This window comes from Shewanella sp. QJM3NY_23 (assembly GCF_056173105.1).
Genome location: NZ_CM149657.1, coordinates 2,357,243 through 2,379,306 on the forward strand (window position 1 = coordinate 2,357,243; position 22,064 = coordinate 2,379,306).

Below are 22,064 nucleotides of genomic sequence, written 5' to 3' on the forward strand. Positions count from 1 at the left end.
TGGCTCATCATGTATACGATAAGTTAAACAAAACCTAAATAATGCGCCGCGATAACCAATAAACTCGATACGACAAACAAACCTAGCATAAAGCGCCAAATAAACTTAAGCCATATGGCCCAATCGACTCGGCACACGCCTAATGTCGCCATTAATGATGCCGATGTGGGCACCAACACATTGGTAAAACCATCGCCCAATTGAAAGGCCAACACCGCAACTTGCCGGCTCACCCCCACGATATCGGCTAATGGCGCCATCAAGGGCATAGTCAAGGCCGCTTGACCCGAACCCGAGGTGACAAAGAAATTAAATACAGATTGAAATAACAGCATAAACCACGCCGACAACACCGCAGGCAGCTGGCCAATAATACCGCCTGCGCCACTGAGCAAAGTATTAAGCACACTAGGCGAAGTCGGATCGCCGCCACCCAGTAAAATTAAGATCCCCGAGGCACTACCGACCAAAATGGCCGGCTCTAACATGGTCGCTGCGCCCTGCTTAAAACTGCTGGCGACCCGATTAATGGTCATGTCATTGAGCCCAAACACCACGGCAATCACCCCTACGGCGATCCCCATTGTAAAAAACTGACTGGCGATTTCTGGAATAAACCATCCATTAGCCACCACGCCCCATATCACCCACACCACAGTCACAAAAATAGTGCTAAGCACTAGGATATCGCCCCAATTAAAACGCGAGTCTAGGCTGGCATGAGACTGATGATCACGGAAATACTTATCGCTATGATAACTGTATGACAAGCTTGGCGTGGCACGTATTTTAGCGCCATAACGCATGGTAAATATGATCCCCATCAGCGTAAAACCGGCCCACATCAGCCCACGAACGCCAGCACCCGACAACACAGGCACGCCGGCGATACCTTGAGCAATTGCCACACTAAACGGGTTCATCCACGAACTGGCAAAACCAATTTGTGTCGCCACATATGTCACCATAACCGTGGTGATGCCATCAAAGCCTAAGCGGATCATTAACGGGCAGATAATAATCGCAAAGGCAATGGCTTCCTCTCCCATGCCAAAGACGGCACCACCTAGCGAAAATAGAGTGAATAGCGCAGGAATAAATAGGTTTTCATTACCTTGAGTTTTATCGATTAAACGCAAAATACCATTGTCTATGGTGCCGGTTTCCATCACGACCCCAAAGGCACCACCAATCACCAGCATAAACATGATAACGCCAATGGCCGTGCCCCACTTAGACCCCGAGGCTAAGCCCTCAAACGCAAAGTTAAAAAAGCCAACGCCACCGCCGCCCTCAAACAACGCCACGGGTTGCATCACAGCATTACCACTAACATCGAGTTGATATTGAAATGAATGTGGGTCAACCACACTGCGGGTTTTCTCAACACCATCGCTTAGATAAACAATCTCTTGGGTGTCAAATGAACCCACCGGCACTAAATAAGTTAATGCCATTGCAGCCAAGGCGACAAAGAAAATAATGACTAAGGTATCTGGCATCTGCCAGCGGTTAAACGATGTTGCGACAACAGGGGGTTCTTGAGTAGTTTGTGAGTGCATGTTACGACCATGATTCTTATTATGATGAGACAATCTGCACGCAAATATAAACTAATTCACCCACCATTTACACTGGCGCAGCATTTTTGCGACTAAGTTAGATTCAAGCCTCACCAGTCTGCTCATCACTTGCTCAATTAAACGTTCGACAAACAGCAAAAAGCCGCTTAATCGGGCAGAATTAAGCGGCTAATCAGATCAAAGTCAACGGCTGATGATGTCAATCGTTACAAAGGTACATCGGCCTGCTGCGAGGGGCGCCGCTGGATCACATGGCTTAGCAGCATCGCCGCTAAAGAGACCGCTAAAGCTGGTACAATCGGGTGGATCTGCCACATAAAGGGTGCGCTCCATTGCAGCAATAAGTAACAGCCTAAGCCCGAGACCATAGCCAACAGCGCACTGGTGCCATTAATACTTGGCCAAAAAACACCTGCGATAATCGGCCATAAAAACACCGCCTGCAGGGCACCAAAGGCGGCCAAATTGATCCACACTATCATCTTGGGCGGCGACAGCGCCCAATAGGTGGCCACCAAGGTGATAAGGGCTATGGCGATGCGAGTCAAACGCACCTGCACCGTCGAACTCAAACTGGGATAGCGCTTTAGCGCACCATCACGAATAAGGCTCACCGCCGATTGCAATAACATAGAGTCCACCGACGACATCACCGCCGCGATGGGAGCAGCCAGCAATACCCCAGCCCAAAACGGATGAAATAAGCCAGCAATCAAGGTCGGCATAATGTCATCAGGCACTGACAGCTCAGGATACAAGGCTCGGCCGAGTACGCCGCACAAATGCGGCAATAGGGTCATCAAGAAACAGATCACTGTGCCCCAGACCATACCTCGCCTCAGTGACGGGCGATCTTTAACGGCCAATAATCTGACTAGGGTATGAGGTAACCCCATGGTGCCAAAACAGATCAACACCCAAAATGACAACATCATTGGCCAGCCAAGTGCATCATTTAGCCCATGAGGACTTAACATGGCCGGTGAATGTTCGCTAACCCGCTGCATCAGCTCAGGTAATGGAGCCTGTAACAAGATCACCACCAACAGCAGTAACAACCCAGCTAACATGACCATGCCCTGCAGGGCATCGGTCATGACGACTGCACGAAAGCCTCCTGTTAAGGTGTAAGCTAGCACTGTGGCCACAAATAATCCTAAGCCCAACTCATAACTGATGCCGCTGACCCCAGCAAATAGGCGGGCGCCGCCAATAAATTGCACCGCGATCATTGCAATAAAGCCGGTCACGAGACTGAGTACCGCTATTCGGCTAAGCCAGGGACTGTGATAACGGCTGTCGAGCCATTCGATTAAGGTAGCATGCTGCGCGGCGCGCTGGCGCAAAAACTTAGGGCCCAACACTCCTAAGGTTAAAATGGCGACAGGCACTTGAATTAATGCCAGCCATACCCAGCCTAAGCCCATTTTGTAAGCCGCCCCAGGGCCGCCAATAAATGAACTGGCACTGGTGTAGGTTGCCACGAGTGTGAGCGCCAGCAAGGGACCATTCAAAAAGGCACCACCAATAAAGAACCGTTTCGCTTTATCTTGATAAAGTTCGCCACTGGTTTGGTTTTGCCTATGACTCCACCAACGAGTGATCACTAAGCTCAACAATAAGTAGCCTAATACTGGCAGCAGATTAATCATCATCAACCACGCTCATTGCTAACACCAATACCAAAATAAGCAGCAACGGCGCGGCAATGCAGGAAAACCAAAACCACAAGGGTAACCCAGCCCATGTGCCCGCCTCTTGTAATAATAAGGGGCCAGCGCACCACAGCAGTAAGTAACCAAGGGTTAATGCCAGTGCCGTTTTCGACAATGAAACCATAAGGAGCACACGAGAAATAAACCAAGTGCCCGATTCTAGACAAAACCATAGATATGAGCTACCCCTAATCCATCACACTGGGGGTGGAGTAGCAAAATGACGCCGTACCATACTCAAATATCATCACGCTAATATCATAGGCCTAAGATCATAGCCACGCCCTAGCCTCATGCTGACACGCCATGTCAATGAGCTGCGACCAAGATGCGCCGTAACAGAGAGGTGATTGACATGAAACTGCCAAGGTAAACTCAGCTGTTGATAGAGAAGTCAACAAGAGTGCGTCATCGCACAGTCACCACAAAAAAGTGAACTACATCTATATCTCATCTAATAGATCAACAACTTACTTGTATCCCCTGACTGACGCCCCTACAATCATTGGCAAACAACCATCAATTAAATTGATACTTTAAATTCATTCTTTTTTCCGTTAGGGGAAACGTTCGCCGTGATGAAGTATTCACTCAAGCAAATCATGGTTTTCGATGCCGTTGCCAGCTTAGAAAGTGTCAGCGCCGCCGCTAGAAAACTGTCGATGACTCAGTCAGCCGTCAGTATGTCACTGGGGCAATTAGAAAATCTCTTGGGTCGGCCGCTGTTTATTCGACAGGGTAACCGACTCACGCTAAGCCACTGGGGCAACTGGTTACGCCCCCGCGCGAGACGCTTGTTACAAGACGCACAGCAAATTGAATTAGGCCTTCATGAACAACATCTTATCAGCGGGCGCTTCCGATTATGCTCCAGTCAGACCGCGGCGGAGCATCTCTTACCCGAACTTATCAGTAAAATCGATACTGATTTCCCCGAGCTGAGGATCGAACTAACCGTTGAAAATACCGAAAATGTTATTGAGGGCCTGCTCAATTACGAATATGACTTTGGCATTATTGAGGGGCGTAACGACGACACACGCCTGTACCAAGAACAATGGCTCGACGACCATTTAGTGGTCGTTGCCTCTCCGCATCACCCTTATGCCAGCTATAAAACCACCAGCTTATCGCAATTAGAGCAGGCAAAGTGGGTATTGCGTGAACAAGGCGCTGGCACTCGGCGTATTTTTGAAGGGGCGATACATGGCGTAATAGAGAAATTAAATGTATGGAAAGAGTATGAACATGTCTCTTTACTCAAAGCGCTAGTTAAAAATGGACCTTACTTAAGTAGCCTGCCCTTTTTAGATGTAGAGAAAGAGGTCGCCGCAGGTGAGTTGGTTATCCTCGCGACACCGCAGCTCAATATGCAGCGCCATCTCTCCTTTGTTTGGCGTTGTGATTCTGGAGAAAACCCATTAAGGGACTGCGTGATAACCGAAGCACGCAGACTGAGTAAATACCGTCAGCGAACAAGGTAACCAAATGATATGTAATAAGAATGGAGCTTTAAGCCCCATTCTTATCGGTCGTTAATAATCAGTGATTATTACCCATATACCCGGCTGACTCTTGCCGCTATCGCCTCGCGACTAATCACCCCAAGTAGTTTACCCGCTTCCACCACTGGAAAACTGCTGGGTTTATTGGCGTGAGCATGCCTTAAGCGCTCCTCATAGCTGGCAAACGTACTGCCGGTGAGTACACCCATTTGGCTGACAGGGAATAATTTATTTCTGTCGACCACCATAAGTTCAATCAAATCAGCCACGGCATCATTAGGGGCTACCGTTAACACTTGGGTTTGCATTAAGTCAGCCACTTTATAGGGAATGCCACGCACATATTCTTCTGACCAAAGGCTACGCAATAAATCTTGCTGTGAAATAAATCCTAATAACCTTTGCTGTTCATCGATCACCGGCGCCCCTCGCTCATTGGCATCAGATAAGCGCTTAAGGCCTTCATAGACAGATAACTCAGGCGTTAAAGTGAAAGGCGTGGTGTTCATGATGTCGCTAACATTAAGTTTTTGAATTGATTTAGGCATTGATACGTCTCCAGAAGGCTCTACTGATAAAGGGTGCGCTTGAACATAAGCGTTTTGTGTCACCGCTTGATTAACTGACTCAGTCAAGGACGATGGCGCTTGCGTGACTGATTCTTGAACGGTTAAAGGGGTAATACACTCGGCCAGAGGTGGCGGAGCAACCTGCAACACAGTGGCAGGCTTAGGCTGTTTTTCTATCAGCCAGTATCCTAGGCCGACTAATAATCCCCCGCCGACTATGTTGCCCAGGGTCACTGGGATCAGGTTATGTAAGATAAAATTACTGATGGTTAAATCGCTATACTGCGTGGCATCGATCCCAGCGCTAATAAAAAAGCTCGCATCGGCAAAATGGGCAATAGCTATCCCAAGGGGCACCATAAACAGATTGGCAATGCTGTGTTCAAAGCCACTGCTGACAAACATGGCTACCGGCAGCATTAACAAAATGGCTTTAGTCAGTGCATCTTTGCTAGCAAAGGTCATCCATACCCCAAGGCATACCAGCATGTTACATAACACCCCCAGTACAAAAGCTTGTCCCCAACCATAATGCAGTTTGTGCTGCGCGATATTCAGTGCATTCACGCCCCATAAACCGCCATCGAGTTGATGCATACCACCAGCAAACACCAGTCCCAGCATCATGAGGGCACCAAATAGATTGCCAATATAAACACGCAGCCAACAGGTGAGCAGAGCTTTAGTATTCACCTGCTTTTGTGCCCAGGCCACTGTACTGAGTACCGTACTGGTAAACAGCTCACCGCCACAGATCACCACCAACATTAAACCTAAGCTGAAGGCTAACCCGCCCGCGAGCCTGACTAAGCCCCACGAACCAGTCGCCCCTGTTGTCACTGTGATGTAAAACACAAAGGCTAACGCAATAAAAGCACCAGCAAAGACAGCTAAGCCGATGGACTGGCCGTGGGACTTACTGACTTTTGACAGTCCGTAATGCTCGGCATGTAAATACATGCTCATCGCTCCACTGGCCGCAGCTGCGTTAGGATGTTGCAAATAACGCTGGGGGTGATGGCCCGCAGGCGAGTTCAGCAAAGAGGGTGACATGGCTGCCCCTCCTTCACACCTTCGCAAGGGGGATGGTATCTGTGGCATTTACTCAATAACATTCTGTTCTCCATGATAAATTACCGAAAATTGTTACTCGATATCGATAAGTTAACGTTAAATAGAACAGAAGAAAATCTGATAATAATGATTGGTAGTATCAGTATAAGTGATAGCCTAGCTATCGTGTCCTCAGCGAATATCGAGAGAAAGTAAAAGCGACAAAGAAATAACCTAACTAACTGTATTAAAATACTTATGTTAAGTGCGAATCAATAAGCATAGCCGCGGCTTGCAAAAGTGAGCAACGAATGCTCAAGGTACGCACACCTAACACCTCAGGTTGACCATTAATGACTCGGCATATCGCAACGCCGGCCAAGAAGCGTGACCCATCCCCCACTCCACCCCATCTTTGCGCCCTACACCTATACCCGCAAGCGCTGTAAAGAGAGGCGGTTCAAACAAACCCAAAACCAGCGGGGCAATTCACAAAATAGTGAGATATTGAGAGGCCTGCTGCGGCGCAATATGCATGCCTAATTGAAAAAAACAGGCTAATTGGTGGCGTAAGTTGTTAAGTGGCTCCCAATTCATCTAATCTTTAGTTTCAACTTTATTGATACTTAATGTCAGCCTTATTTGGCTGTGTTAAGATTTTTAAGGTAAATTGGTCAGACCAATTTTAGGCGAGTAAGGGACGCATCTGCTCACTTTAAAATGGAGCGTTTTCATTTCATTTACAGTGGCGGCCAAGTTAATTGAGTATCACAGATGGCATGAATGCCAGTACCACTTGACTAACTTATTAGGGATTCAGTTGCAGCCATCATCAATTTAGATGAATCACTATGTTCTTTTCGGAGAATGAGAAATTATGTCAGAAACCGTCAAACACGAAGAAATGGAAGCCTCAGAGCAGTCTTATAAAGCGCTTCATCGTCCCGCGTCTGAGTTTAATACTCGTGAAGAATACTTAGATCATGAATTACAAATCATGAAGCCTAGGCGTTGGGGTCTTAACTTACCGGGTCGAGATTTTCGCTTTGAATGGGAAGACCTTGTTCCCGCCATCGCTGGCACTATCGGCATTACCGTTATGTATTCTGCGGTAATGGCAGCTTGGGCTGCTGGACTGACCGAGAAATGGGAGCACGTTAATTTAGGTGCCGAGTTTGCCATTCAAGTTGTTCGAGTAGAAATGCTCATCCCTGCGTTACTCTTTTGTATTATCAGTTCCGGTTTTATCAACCCTCGCGCCAATCTTGGCGGTAATCATGGCCCCATGATCCCACTGATTGGGGCAATCGCCTTAGCTGGCGCGCACCCTCTCGCACTGGCCATTTTACTCGGTATCTTTGGCCTTATTCTCAGTTATTTTAAAGGCGGATCACGGCTGGTTAACCTCACCTCCAGTGGCGTGGCCGGTGGTTTATTGGTATTCCTCGGCTTTATGGGGGCCAAGAGTCAAATTAGCTCATTGTTCGATTGGGCTGGGAGTTTACAATCCAAGCATGCTCTAGATTACAGCTTAGGCTATGTGGCCTTCTTTATTTTGTTGGTGAATGTGATCTTATATGCCTATCTTGCTAAGGTGGGTAAACGTTGGCTGGCTATCCCATTGTGCTCAATTGCCGCGATTGCTTTAGCATTTGGCCTGGGGGCTGGGCTAGATCTGCAGTTTGTGACAGAACCTGGCATCCCTAACTTGAATCCAGCTTACTGGTGGGGCTCAACCGAATACGGTTGGCAACTAGGCTTGCCTAATGCGGCGCATTTTATCGCTTCACTGCCCTTTGCGATTTTAGCGGTTGCCATGTGGTCACCAGACTTCTTAGGTCACCGTATTTTCCAAGAACTTAATTACCCTAAAGGCACTGAAAAGGTACTCATGGATGTTGATGACACCATGACCACCTGTTCTTTACGTCAAATTGTGGGCACAGCTGTGGGCGGCGGTAACATCACCTCATCATGGGGCACTTATATGATCCCTGCTGCCATTGCTAAACGCCCTATTCCTGCTGGTGCTATTTTACTCGGTACACTGTGTATCATAGTGGCAGTTCTTGGCTATCCAATGGATGTGACGGTATGGCGCCCTGTGATGTCGATTGCATTACTTGTGGGCGTATTTTTACCGCTACTCGAAGCGGGTATGCAGATGGTCAAAGACACCCAAAGTAGCCAAGCGGCAGGGATCTGTATTTTTGCCTCGTTTGTAGCCAATCCCGTGCTTGCATGGGCACTCACCATGTTCTTAGACAACAATGGTCTGATTGGTGACAAAGAACGCGCTAAAAGATTAAGCGTCGCTGACCGATTAATTATCCCAGGGCTGGCCTTTGTTATCTGTCTTGCAGCAATGTTAGCCGTGGGCATGATCCAAGGGATCCCAGCACTATTGTAAACACTGTGCCACAAGGTGGGGTCCCCTGCTTTGTGGCTTCTCTTCTATACTTGTGATGATTAAGTGCTCTCTGATTTGTGGTCAGGATTATCGCTGTCAAATCTACCAATCTCATACTCAATCGGGATTGTTATTAGTACACAGTGGCGATAATTTAGGTCTAAATAACCGACTTTAAGATGAGATGCAATTAGAAAATGCGGGTAAAAATGATAGGTTGGTTACAGTTTTGCCTTTATCTCTAGCGAATCTGATGCAGCTAGCAAGTGGATATGCTAATATCCATTAGGTAAATTGGTCTTACCAATTTAGTGATCGCCGGTAAAACTGTAACGTGTCATCTTATCGGCCATCTCAAGTATAGAATTTAATCGACTCGTGAATACGAATCGATAATCGGTTCCCATCATCAGGGCAACATATTGAGGGGAGCTGTTAAGACTTAGCTATTGGTGTATCGCAACCTTTGTTATCAGAGCCAAATCGATACCCAATAACCTTTATCTCAATACAAAAGGTATTAGTACGATGACCGAAAAAACTGAGCTGTTCACCAAAGCGTGGGAAGGTTTTACTCCTGGTGATTGGAAGTCTGCAGTAAATGTACGAGACTTTATTCAAGCGAACTACACCCCATATGAAGGCGATGAGTCATTCCTAGCTGGCCCAACCGAGGCGACCCTAAAATTATGGGACAAGGTCATGGAAGGCATCAAGCTGGAAAACCGCACCCATGCTCCTGTCGATTTTGATACCGATAAAGTATCAACTATCACCTCTCACGAAGCGGGTTATATCGCTAAAGAATTAGAAACCATCGTTGGCTTACAAACTGAAGCGCCTCTTAAGCGCGCTATGTTGCCAAACGGCGGTATCCGTATGGTAGAAAGCTCTTGTGCTGCCTACGGTCGTGAATTAGATCCAAACATCAAATATATCTATTCTGAGCTACGTAAAACTCACAACCAAGGTGTATTTGATATCTATACCCCAGAGATCATGCGTTGTCGTAAATCAGGCATCCTAACCGGTTTACCCGATGCCTATGGTCGTGGCCGTATTATCGGTGACTACCGTCGTATCGCGCTCTATGGTATCGACTATTTGATGCAAGATAAATTTGCCCAATTTAGCTCGTTACAAGAAAAGTTTGAAGCCGGTGAAGACTTAACTGCCACAATGCAACTTCGTGAAGAGATTGCAGAGCAGCATAAAGCCCTTGGCCAAATGAAACAGATGGCGGCTAGCTATGGTTTTGATATTTCACGCCCTGCAACCAACGCCAAAGAAGCTATTCAATGGACTTACTTTGGTTACCTTGCGGCAGTGAAAAGCCAAAATGGTGCAGCTATGTCACTGGGCCGTACTTCGACCTTCCTTGATGTTTATATCGAGCGTGACCTGAAAAATGGCCTGATCACCGAAGAACAAGCGCAAGAAATGGTTGACCATTTCGTGATGAAACTACGTATGGTTCGCTTCTTACGCACTCCAGAATACGATGAGCTATTCTCTGGCGACCCAATCTGGGCTACCGAATCGATTGCTGGTATGGGACTGGACGGCCGTACTTTGGTGACCAAGTCAAGCTTCCGATTCTTACATACCCTATACAACATGGGCCCAAGCCCAGAGCCAAATATCACCGTACTTTGGTCAGAAAAACTGCCTCTAACCTTTAAAAAGTACTGTGCTAAGGTGTCAATCGACACTAGCTCTATTCAGTATGAAAACGATGATCTGATGCGTCCAGACTTCCAGTCTGATGACTACGCGATTGCTTGTTGTGTAAGCCCTATGGTTGTGGGTAAACACATGCAGTTCTTCGGCGCACGAGCCAACCTAGCTAAAACCATGCTTTACGCTATCAACGGCGGTATGGATGAAAAACTCAAGACCCAAATCGGTCCTAAGTTTGAGCCTATTACAGACGAAGTGCTCGACTTTGATGACGTGATGGGGCGTTTAGACGTCATGATGGATTGGTTGGCTAAGCAATATGTATCAGCGCTTAATGCCATTCACTTCATGCACGATAAGTACTCTTATGAAGCGGCCCTAATGGCACTACATGACAGAGACGTTCGTCGCACTATGGCGTGTGGTATCGCGGGTCTTTCTATCGCAGCCGATTCATTGTCAGCTATCAAATTTGCCAAAGTGAAGCCTATTCGTGACGAGCACGGCATTGCAATCGATTTCGACATTGAAGGCGATTACCCTAAATTTGGTAACAACGATGCACGCGTTGATGATTTAGCTACTGAACTAGTTGAGCGCTTTATGGCGAAAATTCGTGACATGAAAATGTACCGCGATGCCATTCCTACTCAGTCAATTCTCACCATCACCTCAAACGTGGTTTATGGTAAGAAAACAGGCACGACCCCAGATGGCCGCCAAGCAGGGGCTCCATTTGCACCAGGTGCAAACCCAATGCATGGCCGTGATGAGAAAGGCGCTGTCGCTTCATTAACCTCGGTGGCTAAACTGCCCTTTGCTCACGCTCAAGACGGTATCTCTTATACCTTCTCTATCGTGCCAAATGCACTAGGTAAAGACGATGATGGTCGCCGCACTAACCTGGCTGCGTTGATGGATGGCTATTTTGCCCATAACGAGTCTCGTGAGGGTGGTCAACACCTCAACGTGAATGTGATGAACCGCGAGATGCTTGAAGATGCAATCGTTAATCCTGATAAGTACCCACAGCTAACTATCCGTGTTTCTGGTTACGCTGTGCGCTTTAACGCCCTAACGCCAGAGCAGCAACAGGACGTTATTACACGTACTTTCACCAAAGGCATGTAAATTTAGGCGTTCCCTAGCATTTACGGTAGATTTTTGGTGAATTTAAGATAGGCTGTGCGGCTAATTTAGCACAGCCTACTTTACTTAAGGAGTCGCAATGACAGTAAAAGGTCGGATTCATTCACTCGAATCCTTTGGCACAGTCGATGGTCCAGGCATTAGGTTTATCGCCTTTATGCAAGGCTGTTTAATGCGCTGCCAATACTGCCATAACCGTGATACGTGGGATCTGCATGGTGGTCGTGAAGTCGAGGTCGATGAGCTAATGGAGCAGATCATTAGCTATCGCCCGTTTCTCGAATCGAGCGGTGGTGGAGTGACAGCCAGTGGTGGTGAAGCCATACTACAAGCCGAATTCGTCGCAGCCCTCTTTAGTGCCTGTAAAGCTCAAGGCATCCACACCTGTTTAGACACTAACGGTTTTGTCCGTAAATACACCCCCGTTATCGACGAGCTGCTCGATAACACAGATTTAGTGCTACTGGATATCAAACATATTGATGATGCCAAGCACATCGAATTAACTCAAGTCAGTAATCATCGCACCCTGCAATTTGCGCAGTACCTTCAAAAACGCCAACAAAAAACATGGATACGCTATGTCGTTGTCGGTGGATTTACTGATGATATTGACTCAGCTAAAAGCCTCGCTGAGTTTATTAAACCCATGAGTAACGTTGAAAAGGTTGAATTATTGCCCTATCACGAACTCGGCAAACACAAATGGGAAGCCCTAGGTGAAGAGTATCAACTGAGCCATATTTCGCCCCCAAGTCGCGACACTATGGACCAGATAAAACAGATTTTTTTAGATGCAGGGATCCATGCGGTTTATTGATAATTACAGATTTTCCCAGTAACTGTTATCGAGACGTTCAAAGGCCATTTTTAAAATCACCGCCATATCGAGATAACACGCTTTTGCCCCTAAGGGAGCACAAGCAACACCCATGCTTTGCAGTTTGATTGACAGATTATTACACCAATCAAGCAAGCTTAACGGTAACGGATGCGTGGCTCGCCAACCGAGCCAAAATAAACCTTGGATAGGTAAACTGATAAAAAACAACGCGATGGTAATGGCTTGCGGTAAAAAAGCCCATCCATAGAGATACAGTTGACTGCCAGCAGCAATAATGGCTAACAACGGCATAAAGCGTAATGCCAGCTGAGTCGCCCTGACAACGCGATACTCTGGGAAATAGAAACTAAGTTGTTTAACCATGGGCCACGTCTTCATATAACGACGACCGTCCCCTAAGGTTTTAAACACTTTTACTGTCAATGATGACACCTAAACTTTGAGACACTGCCTTTACCATAGCACAATCGGTTTAAGAGTCCCAAGTACTCACGACTGGCTTAAGGCAGTTTATCAGCCCCATTATTGGGCAAAACACGTGGTTTGCACTACATATTATTGCAGCCATTACATTTTGGTGAACGCACCCGATTCATCTACTTTGCAAAAGGTTTTAAACATGTCAAATAAACTGGTATTGGTACTTAACTGCGGTAGCTCTTCATTGAAGTTTGCTATTATTGATGCCCTCACAGGTGATGACCAGATCTCTGGCTTAGCTGAGTGTTTTGGTCTTGAAGACTCACGTATTAAGTGGAAAGTTAACGGCGCTAAATCTGAAGCCAAATTAGGCGCCTTTACTGCTCACCGTGAAGCGGTTGAGTTCATTGTGACCAAAATTTTGGGTGAACACCCACAAATTGCCGAGAAGATCCAAGCCATTGGTCACCGTATCGTTCATGGCGGCGAGAAATACACCCAGTCTGTCATTATTGATGAAACCGTGCTTAAGGGTATCGAAGACAGTGCCGTATTTGCACCACTGCACAACCCTGCTCACCTGATCGGTATTCGTGCGGCGCAAGCCTCTTTCCCTGAGCTACCACAGGTTGCCGTGTTTGATACTGCGTTCCATCAAACCATGCCTGAACATGCCTACATCTATGCACTACCTTATAAGCTATATCGTGAACACGGTATCCGTCGTTATGGCGCACATGGTACCAGCCACCTATTCGTTAGCCGTGAAGCGGCTAAAGCCTTAGGTACAGAACCGAGCGAGACCAATGTTATCTGCGCTCACTTAGGCAATGGAGCATCTGTTACGGCGATTAAAGGCGGTAAGAGTGTTGATACCTCAATGGGCTTAACCCCTCTAGAAGGCTTGGTGATGGGCACACGTTGTGGTGATATGGACCCTTCAATCGTGTATCACCTTATCAATAAACTTGGCTACACGGCTGATGAAGTCAACAACTTGATGAACAAGCAAAGTGGTCTATTGGGCATTTCTGAGCTAACCAATGATTGCCGCGGCATCGAAGAAGGTTACCAAAATGGCCATAAAGGCGCGACATTGGCATTGGAAATATTCTGCTATCGTTTAGCTAAATATATCGCCTCTTATACTGTGCCACTGGGTCGCCTCGACGCACTGGTCTTTACTGGCGGTATCGGTGAAAACTCCGATCTTATCCGTGAAAAAGTGCTTAACTTGCTTTCAATCTTCAATTTCGAAGTGGATACAGAACGCAATACGGCTGCGCGTTTTGGCAAACAAGGTCAGATCACTACTGACAATGGCCCTATCGCCATGGTTATTCCAACCAATGAAGAGTGGGTTATCGCCGAAGACGCGGTATCACTGCTCAATAAATAATAGTGAGTCGGGATTAACCCGTCTCGCCTAAGCGTAAATTGACCTGCAAGTTACGACTTGCAGGGTAACAAGAGGTATTTATGTCTCGCAATATCATGCTCATACCCAACGGCACTGGCGTAGGCTTAACGTCTATCAGTCTCGGTATGGTTCGTGCGTTAGAACGCCACGGCGTTAAGGTGCGTTTTTTTAAGCCTATCGCCCAGCAGCGTCCAACCGACACAGGCCCTGAACGTTCGACCACTATTTTAAGTAAGTCGCCTACAGTAAACCCGCTTGAGCCGTTCGATATGGCTCACGCTGAAAACCTGATCCGCAACGATCAAACCGATGTGTTAATGGAACAGATCATTGCGCGCGCCACTGAATGTGCCGATGCCAGTGAAACATTGATTGTCGAAGGTTTAGTGCAAACCCGAAACCATCCGTTCTCTGACGACATCAACTATCAAATTGCCAAGGCGCTCGATGCGGATATTATTTTCGTCGCAGCGCCGGGTAATGAAACCCCAACGGCACTGATGAACCGCCTTGAAATTGCATTCAACGCTTGGGGCGGCATTAAAAACAAACGCATTATCGGCGCGATTATCAACAAGATCGGCGCACCTGTTGATGATGAAGGTCGTGCTCGCCCTGATCTGTCTGAAGTATTTGACCATCAAGATGTACAGCGCCCCGATCCAGCAAGTATGTTCCAACTGCCAGGTAAGAGTAAACTGCGTATTCTAGGCAGCGTACCTTACAACTTAGATTTGGTCGCACCACGGGCATCGGATCTGGCTAAGCACTTACGCGCGCGCATCATTAACGCTGGCGAAATGCATACCCGCCGCTTACGTAAAGTCACCTTCTGCGCACGCAGTATTCCTAACATGGTCACCCACATTAAAACCGACTCATTGTTAGTCACCTCGGGCGATCGCTCAGATGTGATAGTCTCGGCTTGCCTAGCGGCAATGAACGGGGTCAAGGTTGGCGCGCTGCTGCTCACAGGTAGCTATGAGCCAGAGCCTGAGATTATGGCATTGTGCGAGCAAGCCTTTGAAACCGGTTTACCTGTGTTCCTAATCGACACTAACACATGGCAAACATCACTTAATATTCAACGTTTTGATCATGAAGTGCCTGTCGATGACGCCGTGCGTATCGAACAAGTACAAGAGTATGTGGCTAGCCACATCGACCAAAACTGGGTAGAGAGCGTGACCGAAAACTCACCACGCGAACACAGACTCTCGCCACCGGCTTTCCGTTACAAGCTGACTGAAATGGCGCGTGCTGCAGCTAAAACTGTGGTACTACCTGAGGGTGACGAACCCAGAACCATCGAGGCGGCAGCCATCTGTGCACAGCGTGGTATCGCTCGTTGTGTGCTACTTGGTAATCGCGAAGAGATCTTGCGTATCGCCAACCAACAAGGCGTTACACTTGGCGAAGGCGTTGAAATTGTTGAGCCAGAATCCGTACGCGAACGTTATGTTGAGCCGATGCTCGATCTTCGCCGTCACAAGGGACTGACTGAAGTCGTCGCGCGTGAACAGCTTGAAGACAACATGGTACTCGGCACAATGATGTTAGCTCAAGGTGAAGTTGACGGTATCGTTTCTGGTGCAGTCAACACCACAGCGAACACCATTCGCCCACCGCTACAGTTAATTAAAACTGCGCCGGGTTCAAGCTTAGTCTCCTCTATCTTCTTTATGCTGATGCCAGATCAAGTGCTAGTTTATGGTGACTGCGCGATTAACCCAGACCCAAATGCAGAGCAACTGGCCGATATCGCCATTCAGTCTGCAGAAAGCGCAGCAGCTTTCGGTATTGAGCCTCGCGTGGCAATGATCAGCTACTCAACGGGCAGCTCAGGCACGGGTTCTGATGTTGACAAAGTGCGTGAAGCCACACGTATCGCCAAAGAGAAGCGTCCAGATCTGATCATTGACGGCCCACTGCAATATGACGCAGCGGTTATGCCTAATGTGGCCCGCTCTAAAGCACCAAATAGTCCTGTAGCTGGTCAAGCGACCGTATTTGTATTCCCAGACCTAAATACAGGCAATACAACCTACAAAGCCGTACAGCGAAGTGCTGACTTGATTAGTATTGGTCCTATGCTGCAAGGCATGCGCAAGCCAGTTAACGACCTTTCACGTGGTGCGTTAGTCGATGATATCGTCTACACCATCGCACTGACTGCGATTCAAGCTTCACAAAGCTAAGCGATAATCCCAAGGTAAGTCGTTACCTACAAAAAAGCCTGTCAATTGACAGGCTTTTTTATTATTGCGGCAATGGAATCAAGATAATGGCAAATAACCCAAGTAAAATCACAATGCGTCAAAATTTAACCAGTGGTTATTATCAATTAAGTTCAACGACTTAAAAGTTATGCATCGAGTCTTCAACATAGTTGTCCACAGATTCTGTGGATAACCGCAATAAGTTATTCATTCAGATATGCCTTATTGCTGCGTCATAGTCAAGCAATTTATGGCCACACGACTTAATTTGACACCGCGAGAGAGTTAACCCGCATTGCCATCACCATTGCACTTTGATGGTGACATACTTAGCCTTGTTAGCTTTGCTCCTAGCAGAGAAAACTGCTTGTCCATTTATCGACATCCAAACCTGTTCGCAGGTCTAACAAATACACAGGCAACAGCGAATAGCTCATCCCCCTTGCTAAGTCAATACAGAGTCGCGATACTATTGAGCAAATTTCATTGATATAAACTATATGAGAAACTTACTTTTTTTGGTGATGGTCTTACTCGCTGGTTGTGGTCAGGGTAGCGATCCGATGAAGGGGATACAGACCCCTGAGCAGGTTTCATTGGGCTTTTTCAACGCTATCTATGTCGATAGAAGTGTCGACAAAGCGTTGCAATATGTTGATGAGCCAATGCAGCGAGTACTGCAGCACTATTATATCGCCTCAGCAGTACAGCGCCACGTACTCAACCTATCAATGACGGATGTCACATTAGAAATAGAAGAAATTGATATCGATTTTTTTCGTAAATTCACCAAAGACATTACGGTGATAGTAAAGATATTTGGTCTTAAAGATGGTCAAAAATGGATAGACGACCGTACTATCAGGTTGCATAAGGTGGATAACCGCTGGGTAATAGTTGAAATATTACCCGAGAAAGGGAATTTAAATTAAGACTAATCAACTTAATTACTGCACTATTTATCGGTGATATAAATGAGCTTATATATGGCATACTTTCAGGTGCCAAATGATATTTATCATATAAATCACATAATGTTAGCAGCGTATTTTTGAAACGTGCAGCTGATTTCATGGGGGGACACTAGCCAAATCATATAATCTTAGCAGCGTATTTTTGCAGTCTAAAAATGGCGAGACAAACAATACGATTAATATCAACTATCAGTAGTAACAAGCAAAAAAAATAGCAACCTAATGGTTGCTATTTTTATCTGAAATCGGCCTTATGCACATCGATGATACGATAACGCTGATCCAGTAATGGGGTTACCTATTAGCACAAACCCTTATCCAAAAACGTTTCGTCATCCATTTCAACAGGAAGTGACTCAATCACATCATCTTGAACTTGGTAATATGCGCTTTCGTAATCACGTGCTTCCATAACGACTCCAGATAGTATTGTAGGGTACAGGCATGCCTTTATGAATGCATTTTGCCTTGGGTCTTAATCTGCCTCTCAGCAAACTATGAGCGGCATACTAACATCAAACAACGACGACTTACAGAAAACTTTCACAAATGTCGCCACAAACAGGCCTAAAACCTTAATACACACAAAAATCACCTCACAAAAATGAAAGACTTTCAGGATTAAGCACACTTTTACCGACGCAAGGCTTATGAAGATAGCGTTTACAATTAAACGGCCTATGGCTCTGATCTCAGTGCTGAGACGTCATAGACACAGTTTTTGGTCAATCAATACGGCTGCGAAGCGGGTATGGATGTACTGGTGGAATTTGATGTAAAAAAGTAGTCGACCTGTTTGTTCAAGGTGACACATTGTCAATCCATGTGTTTATGGCTCCTGTGTCCATTTCGTTCGATGTACAGGACCGACTATTTAATGAAATATCAGCATTAAAAAAGCACTGCTTACTGATGCTACCTTGCAGCCCCCATGTGTCATATAGCTCATCGGTGCTGCGGGAGTATTTAATCTTTTAAACAACAGAGCAATAAGCGAAGCAAGGCTGCGGCGTAATGCCACAGCCTTCAATGATCGTGATATAAATTATACCGTTACGGTAGAATCGATATCTCTTTTATGCTGATAGCGCAGTACCTTAAGGGCTTTATTGGGATCTTTATCGCAATACACTTCAGGGTTAGCCAACTGTTCAATAAAGATTAAACTAGGGCTATGCTCTGCCACCTGCTGCATCAAAAAGTCGATATCCAGTTCAGGTGCATTGAGACACAGTAAAATGTCCCCCTGTTCGGCCAAGAGGCTTGGAAGGCGCCGTAATAATCTGGCGTAATCTTTCGTTGCTACGAAACTACCACGCTGATTACTCGGCGGATCGGCAATAATAAGATCATAAGGCCCAAATTTGGTTAGCTTACCCCATGACTTAAAAATATCATGGCCTAAAAATCGGGCGCCATGAGCCAAGCCATTGCGCAGATGATTTTGCTTACCAATACTCAGCGCCCCCTTACTCATGTCAATATTAACGACTTCATCGGCACCACCTTGCAGTGCCATAACAGAAAAGCCACAAGTATAAGCGAATAAGTTCAATACCTTGCGCTGCTTAGCATGTTGTTTAACCCATGCCCTACCCGCTCGCATATCGAGAAATAAGCCGTGATTTTGCCCTCTTAACAGATGCACCTGAAATTGCGCACCGTTTTCGGTGACATAATGGGGTTCGGGTACTGCACCTTGAAGCAGTTGGGTTTCTGTCTGGCCACCACAGCGGTGTTGAAATACCAAGTTAAGGGGTTCTTGCCCTTTAAGTTGCAGCCAGCGCTGAGTGATTGCCGTTGTTAATACATTAATTTCATCCTCATCAATGGCCTTAAAACTGGTCAAAAGTAATACCGGAGGAAACCAATCTAAACATAGGTGCTCACACCCTGCGAACATACCACCACGACCATGAAAAAGGCGCTCAGCATCATCACCCAAAGTAACGTGTTGCAATGCTTGTACAAATAATTGCATTAAAATTTATAACCCTATAATTAAGCCTGACTTTCGCTGTCAGTCACTGTTTCATCTGTGGCGACACCAGCCACTTCATCAACCTTATCGGCCAACAATATGGCTAACCAGCCACCACTCTTACTCGACTCGAGTGCAATCTTAACAATCATAGTCAGGGGCACAGATAACAACATGCCAACCGAACCTAATAACCATCCCCAAAAAATTAATGATAGAAATACCACCAAGGTCGACAATCCTAGTCCACGCCCCATATATTTAGGCTCCACCACATTGCCCATCACCATATTGGTCCCTAAATAGAGCAGTGCGGTTCCACCAGCCGCGGCAGGGCCTATTTGAATAAACGCCAGTAATACTGCAGGAATCGCCGCGATGATCGAGCCAATATTAGGAATATAGTTAAACAAGAATGCGACAACGGCCCACAGCAGCGCGTAATCAACACCCATCACAGCCAAGCCTATTCCGACTATGGCGCCAGTGCCGAGGCTAACCAAGGTTTTTATCACCATATATTGATTAACAGAATGCAGAAATTTATCGATCTGCTTTAGGCGCATGTCAGGATCATCTAAAGCAAGGTGTAACTTTTTAGGTAAGTTTTCCGCTTCGGACAACATAAAGACGACGGTTAAGATGATTAAAAACAGGTTAGCCATCACCCCACCGACGCTAGACAACATATTAGTGGTCATCGACAGCGCCACACCCGGATCAAAATAAGCCAGAATTTGTTCACGTGACAAGTCGATATTAAAGGTGTGCAATTTAGTTAATATCCAAGCGAATTGTTCAACTAACTGGTCGCGATATTGCGGTAATTGACGTGAAAACTCGTTAATAGAACTCCCCACTAACGAGGCCATCCAAAGCCCCATCAGCACGATAAAAATCATCATAAAGAAAACCGCAATCGGCCTAGGGATCTTAAATCGTGTCATACCATTAATGGCAGGATTACAGATAGCCGCAATAAAAGCTGATAATACAAATGGCACGACAATCGGACTTGCCGCCTTCATTCCAGCTAATATCACCACAATAAAAGCCATAATGGCAAAGCCCTTAAATGCAACACCTTGGTTTTCAAATCGAGCCATCTACATAATACCCTTATGAATAAACTATAAAATAATAGTGTGATCCGTGTAGGATACCACTACATGGTAATGGGTTACCTAACGCTATCGTCACTCATCCACTGACTCCACTCATCTTAAACCACATGTTCAAACCTTATTTTTACCGTGATGGAGTAAATTATCGCATGATTATCAAAAAAATCATCGCTTTGGTTGCCACTACCACCATAGCAGAAACAGCCTTGTATCGCTCAATAAGACAAGGATACAGGCTGAATCAGCCTTAACATATAACCATCATAATACTGAACTCAATCATAGGCACTGACCAAGCCCTCTTCTGGTTAACCTAACAGTCCGAGTAAACAGCAGATTTGTCTAGCCAGGTGTCCAGCTCTGCCATCTTTTTGTTATCCGCCAAGATGAGAGTCGATTAAATATTAACAATATAATGATCCTAACTAGGATAGTTAGTGTATATTTTTGATAACGTAGAAAAAAGTGGAGCGACTATGAAAATACTCATCACTGGAGGCACAGGCTTTATCGGGCGGCAGCTCGTTAACGCATTAAGTGCCGATAATGACATCACCATATTGACTCGCTCCGCGGGGAAGGCCCATCTCGAACTGGGCCGTCAGCACCGGCTCTTAGGTAATCTCAGTGCATTATCTTCGCTAGATGGGTTCGATGCTGTGATTAACCTTGCGGGAGAGCCTATTGCCGACAAGCGTTGGACCTTAGAGCAAAAACAAAAAATTTGTCACAGCCGCTGGGATATTACCGCAAGACTGAGCCAACTGTTTAACGCCAGTCAACATCCGCCGTCAGTTTTTATTAGTGGCTCGGCTATTGGTATCTATGGCAATCATGATGACCACACCTTACTTGATGAAAGTTTTGATTTAACTCAGCATAATGATGCCAGTCATACGGATTTTGCTCATCGGGTCTGCGCTCGCTGGGAAGAACTGGCACTTGAGGCAGCCAACAGCACTCGCGTGTGTATTGTTCGTATCGGTTTAGTGCTTGGCCTTAACGGCGGCGCACTGAAAAAGATGTTACTGCCTTTTAAAATGGGCGGTGGAGGCATTATCGGCTCAGGCAAGCAAGGCATGAGCTGGATACATCAAGCCGATTTAGTGGGACTCATCCTTTTCTTACTTAATAATGATAAATGCAGTGGCATTTTTAACGGCACTGCACCTAATCCGGTCAGTAATAAAGACTTTACCAAAGCGCTTGGCAAAGCACTGCATAGACCGACCTTTTTACCTATGCCAGCAATGGCGCTGAATATCGCCTTAGGTGAGTTATCACAGCTGTTACTTGAGGGGCAATATGTTTACCCTAACCGTGCATTAGAAGCAGGTTATCAGTTTACATACCCACAACTGCCAGAGGCATTAGCGGCATTAATGCAAAATCAATAAGGATTGGGTGAAGACAGTAAA

15 protein-coding genes are annotated in these 22,064 nt (G+C 46.2%); 8 read left to right on the forward strand and 7 right to left on the reverse strand.

What is annotated here, in order from left to right:
- Positions 1 to 23: 23 nt before the first annotated feature.
- The 3 genes from yfcC to AC0VXX_RS10675 form a co-directional block, all read right to left on the reverse strand.
- Positions 24 to 1,562, reverse strand: coding sequence for a putative basic amino acid antiporter YfcC (yfcC, locus tag AC0VXX_RS10665; RefSeq protein WP_475514214.1), 1,539 nt, complete (start codon positions 1,560 to 1,562; stop codon positions 24 to 26).
- Positions 1,563 to 1,789: 227 nt separating this feature from the next.
- Positions 1,790 to 3,235, reverse strand: a complete 1,446-nt coding sequence (gene panF / locus AC0VXX_RS10670; RefSeq protein ID WP_475516995.1) for a sodium/pantothenate symporter — start codon at positions 3,233 to 3,235, stop codon at positions 1,790 to 1,792.
- Positions 3,228 to 3,422 carry a DUF997 family protein gene (locus AC0VXX_RS10675; protein ID WP_475514215.1) on the reverse strand — a complete coding sequence of 65 codons (195 nt, stop codon included), beginning with the start codon at positions 3,420 to 3,422 and terminating at the stop codon, positions 3,228 to 3,230. Before AC0VXX_RS10675 ends, panF begins: the two co-directional genes overlap by 8 nt.
- A 454-nt stretch (positions 3,423 to 3,876) precedes the next feature.
- On the opposite strand from AC0VXX_RS10675, the gene AC0VXX_RS10680 reads away from it, so the two are divergent.
- A complete protein-coding gene (locus AC0VXX_RS10680) occupies positions 3,877 to 4,782 on the forward strand; it encodes a LysR substrate-binding domain-containing protein (RefSeq protein ID WP_475516996.1) in 906 nt (301 codons plus the stop codon).
- A 68-nt stretch (positions 4,783 to 4,850) separates the two neighbouring features.
- Here the strand turns inward: AC0VXX_RS10680 and focA are convergent, their stop codons facing one another.
- Entirely contained in the window at positions 4,851 to 6,425 is a 1,575-nt protein-coding gene (gene focA, locus AC0VXX_RS10685) for a formate transporter FocA (protein ID WP_475514216.1), read from the reverse strand.
- Positions 6,426 to 7,302: 877 nt separating this feature from the next.
- Between focA and AC0VXX_RS10690 the strand changes: the two genes are divergently transcribed.
- The 3 genes from AC0VXX_RS10690 to pflA all read left to right on the forward strand — a co-directional run bounded on the left by AC0VXX_RS10690 (position 7,303) and on the right by pflA (position 12,484).
- A complete protein-coding gene (locus AC0VXX_RS10690; protein WP_475514217.1) occupies positions 7,303 to 8,835 on the forward strand; it encodes a DUF3360 family protein in 1,533 nt (510 codons plus the stop codon).
- 528 nt (positions 8,836 to 9,363) lie between these two features.
- Positions 9,364 to 11,646 carry a formate C-acetyltransferase gene (gene pflB, locus AC0VXX_RS10695; RefSeq protein WP_475514218.1) on the forward strand — a complete coding sequence of 761 codons (2,283 nt, stop codon included), beginning with the start codon at positions 9,364 to 9,366 and terminating at the stop codon, positions 11,644 to 11,646.
- Between the two features lie 97 nt (positions 11,647 to 11,743).
- A complete protein-coding gene (gene pflA, locus AC0VXX_RS10700; RefSeq protein WP_475514219.1) occupies positions 11,744 to 12,484 on the forward strand; it encodes a pyruvate formate lyase 1-activating protein in 741 nt (246 codons plus the stop codon).
- Between the two features lie 3 nt (positions 12,485 to 12,487).
- Here pflA and yfbV read toward each other — a convergent pair whose 3' ends face one another.
- Complete coding sequence (gene yfbV, locus AC0VXX_RS10705) at positions 12,488 to 12,931, reverse strand: terminus macrodomain insulation protein YfbV (RefSeq protein ID WP_475514220.1); 444 nt, start codon at positions 12,929 to 12,931, stop codon at positions 12,488 to 12,490.
- A 196-nt stretch (positions 12,932 to 13,127) separates the two neighbouring features.
- Between yfbV and ackA the strand changes: the two genes are divergently transcribed.
- The 3 genes from ackA (at position 13,128) to AC0VXX_RS10720 (ending at position 17,499) form a co-directional block, all read left to right on the forward strand.
- Positions 13,128 to 14,327 (forward strand): acetate kinase, encoded by a 1,200-nt coding sequence (ackA, locus tag AC0VXX_RS10710; protein ID WP_475514221.1) that lies wholly within the window; start codon positions 13,128 to 13,130, stop codon positions 14,325 to 14,327.
- A gap of 80 nt (positions 14,328 to 14,407) precedes the next feature.
- Positions 14,408 to 16,546, forward strand: coding sequence for a phosphate acetyltransferase (gene pta / locus AC0VXX_RS10715; RefSeq protein ID WP_475514222.1), 2,139 nt, complete (start codon positions 14,408 to 14,410; stop codon positions 16,544 to 16,546).
- A 521-nt stretch (positions 16,547 to 17,067) separates the two neighbouring features.
- The gene (locus tag AC0VXX_RS10720) at positions 17,068 to 17,499 is read left to right on the forward strand and encodes a nuclear transport factor 2 family protein (RefSeq protein WP_475514223.1); all 432 of its coding nucleotides are present in this window, start codon (positions 17,068 to 17,070) and stop codon (positions 17,497 to 17,499) included.
- A gap of 1,087 nt (positions 17,500 to 18,586) precedes the next feature.
- On the opposite strand, the gene AC0VXX_RS10725 is transcribed toward AC0VXX_RS10720, so the two are convergent.
- Both AC0VXX_RS10725 and AC0VXX_RS10730 read right to left on the reverse strand, forming a co-directional pair.
- Positions 18,587 to 19,522, reverse strand: coding sequence for a class I SAM-dependent methyltransferase (locus AC0VXX_RS10725; RefSeq protein WP_475514224.1), 936 nt, complete (start codon positions 19,520 to 19,522; stop codon positions 18,587 to 18,589).
- 20 nt (positions 19,523 to 19,542) lie between these two features.
- On the reverse strand, positions 19,543 to 20,628 hold the full coding sequence (locus AC0VXX_RS10730; protein ID WP_119979116.1) for an AI-2E family transporter: 1,086 nt from the start codon (positions 20,626 to 20,628) through the stop codon (positions 19,543 to 19,545).
- Between the two features lie 494 nt (positions 20,629 to 21,122).
- Between AC0VXX_RS10730 and AC0VXX_RS10735 the strand changes: the two genes are divergently transcribed.
- Positions 21,123 to 22,043 carry a TIGR01777 family oxidoreductase gene (locus tag AC0VXX_RS10735; protein ID WP_475514225.1) on the forward strand — a complete coding sequence of 307 codons (921 nt, stop codon included), beginning with the start codon at positions 21,123 to 21,125 and terminating at the stop codon, positions 22,041 to 22,043.
- Positions 22,044 to 22,064: the final 21 nt, after the last annotated feature.

Coding starts and splice junctions, on each gene's coding strand:
- yfcC (WP_475514214.1), bottom strand. CDS start 1,562: ATGCACTCACAAACTACTCAAGAACCCCCTGTTGTCGCAACATCGTTT.
- panF (WP_475516995.1), bottom strand. CDS start 3,235: ATGATTAATCTGCTGCCAGTATTAGGCTACTTATTGTTGAGCTTAGTG.
- AC0VXX_RS10675 (WP_475514215.1), bottom strand. CDS start 3,422: ATGGTTTCATTGTCGAAAACGGCACTGGCATTAACCCTTGGTTACTTA.
- AC0VXX_RS10680 (WP_475516996.1), top strand. CDS start 3,877: ATGAAGTATTCACTCAAGCAAATCATGGTTTTCGATGCCGTTGCCAGC.
- focA (WP_475514216.1), bottom strand. CDS start 6,425: ATGTCACCCTCTTTGCTGAACTCGCCTGCGGGCCATCACCCCCAGCGT.
- AC0VXX_RS10690 (WP_475514217.1), top strand. CDS start 7,303: ATGTCAGAAACCGTCAAACACGAAGAAATGGAAGCCTCAGAGCAGTCT.
- pflB (WP_475514218.1), top strand. CDS start 9,364: ATGACCGAAAAAACTGAGCTGTTCACCAAAGCGTGGGAAGGTTTTACT.
- pflA (WP_475514219.1), top strand. CDS start 11,744: ATGACAGTAAAAGGTCGGATTCATTCACTCGAATCCTTTGGCACAGTC.
- ackA (WP_475514221.1), top strand. CDS start 13,128: ATGTCAAATAAACTGGTATTGGTACTTAACTGCGGTAGCTCTTCATTG.
- pta (WP_475514222.1), top strand. CDS start 14,408: ATGTCTCGCAATATCATGCTCATACCCAACGGCACTGGCGTAGGCTTA.
- AC0VXX_RS10720 (WP_475514223.1), top strand. CDS start 17,068: ATGAGAAACTTACTTTTTTTGGTGATGGTCTTACTCGCTGGTTGTGGT.
- AC0VXX_RS10725 (WP_475514224.1), bottom strand. CDS start 19,522: ATGCAATTATTTGTACAAGCATTGCAACACGTTACTTTGGGTGATGAT.
- AC0VXX_RS10730 (WP_119979116.1), bottom strand. CDS start 20,628: ATGGCTCGATTTGAAAACCAAGGTGTTGCATTTAAGGGCTTTGCCATT.
- AC0VXX_RS10735 (WP_475514225.1), top strand. CDS start 21,123: ATGAAAATACTCATCACTGGAGGCACAGGCTTTATCGGGCGGCAGCTC.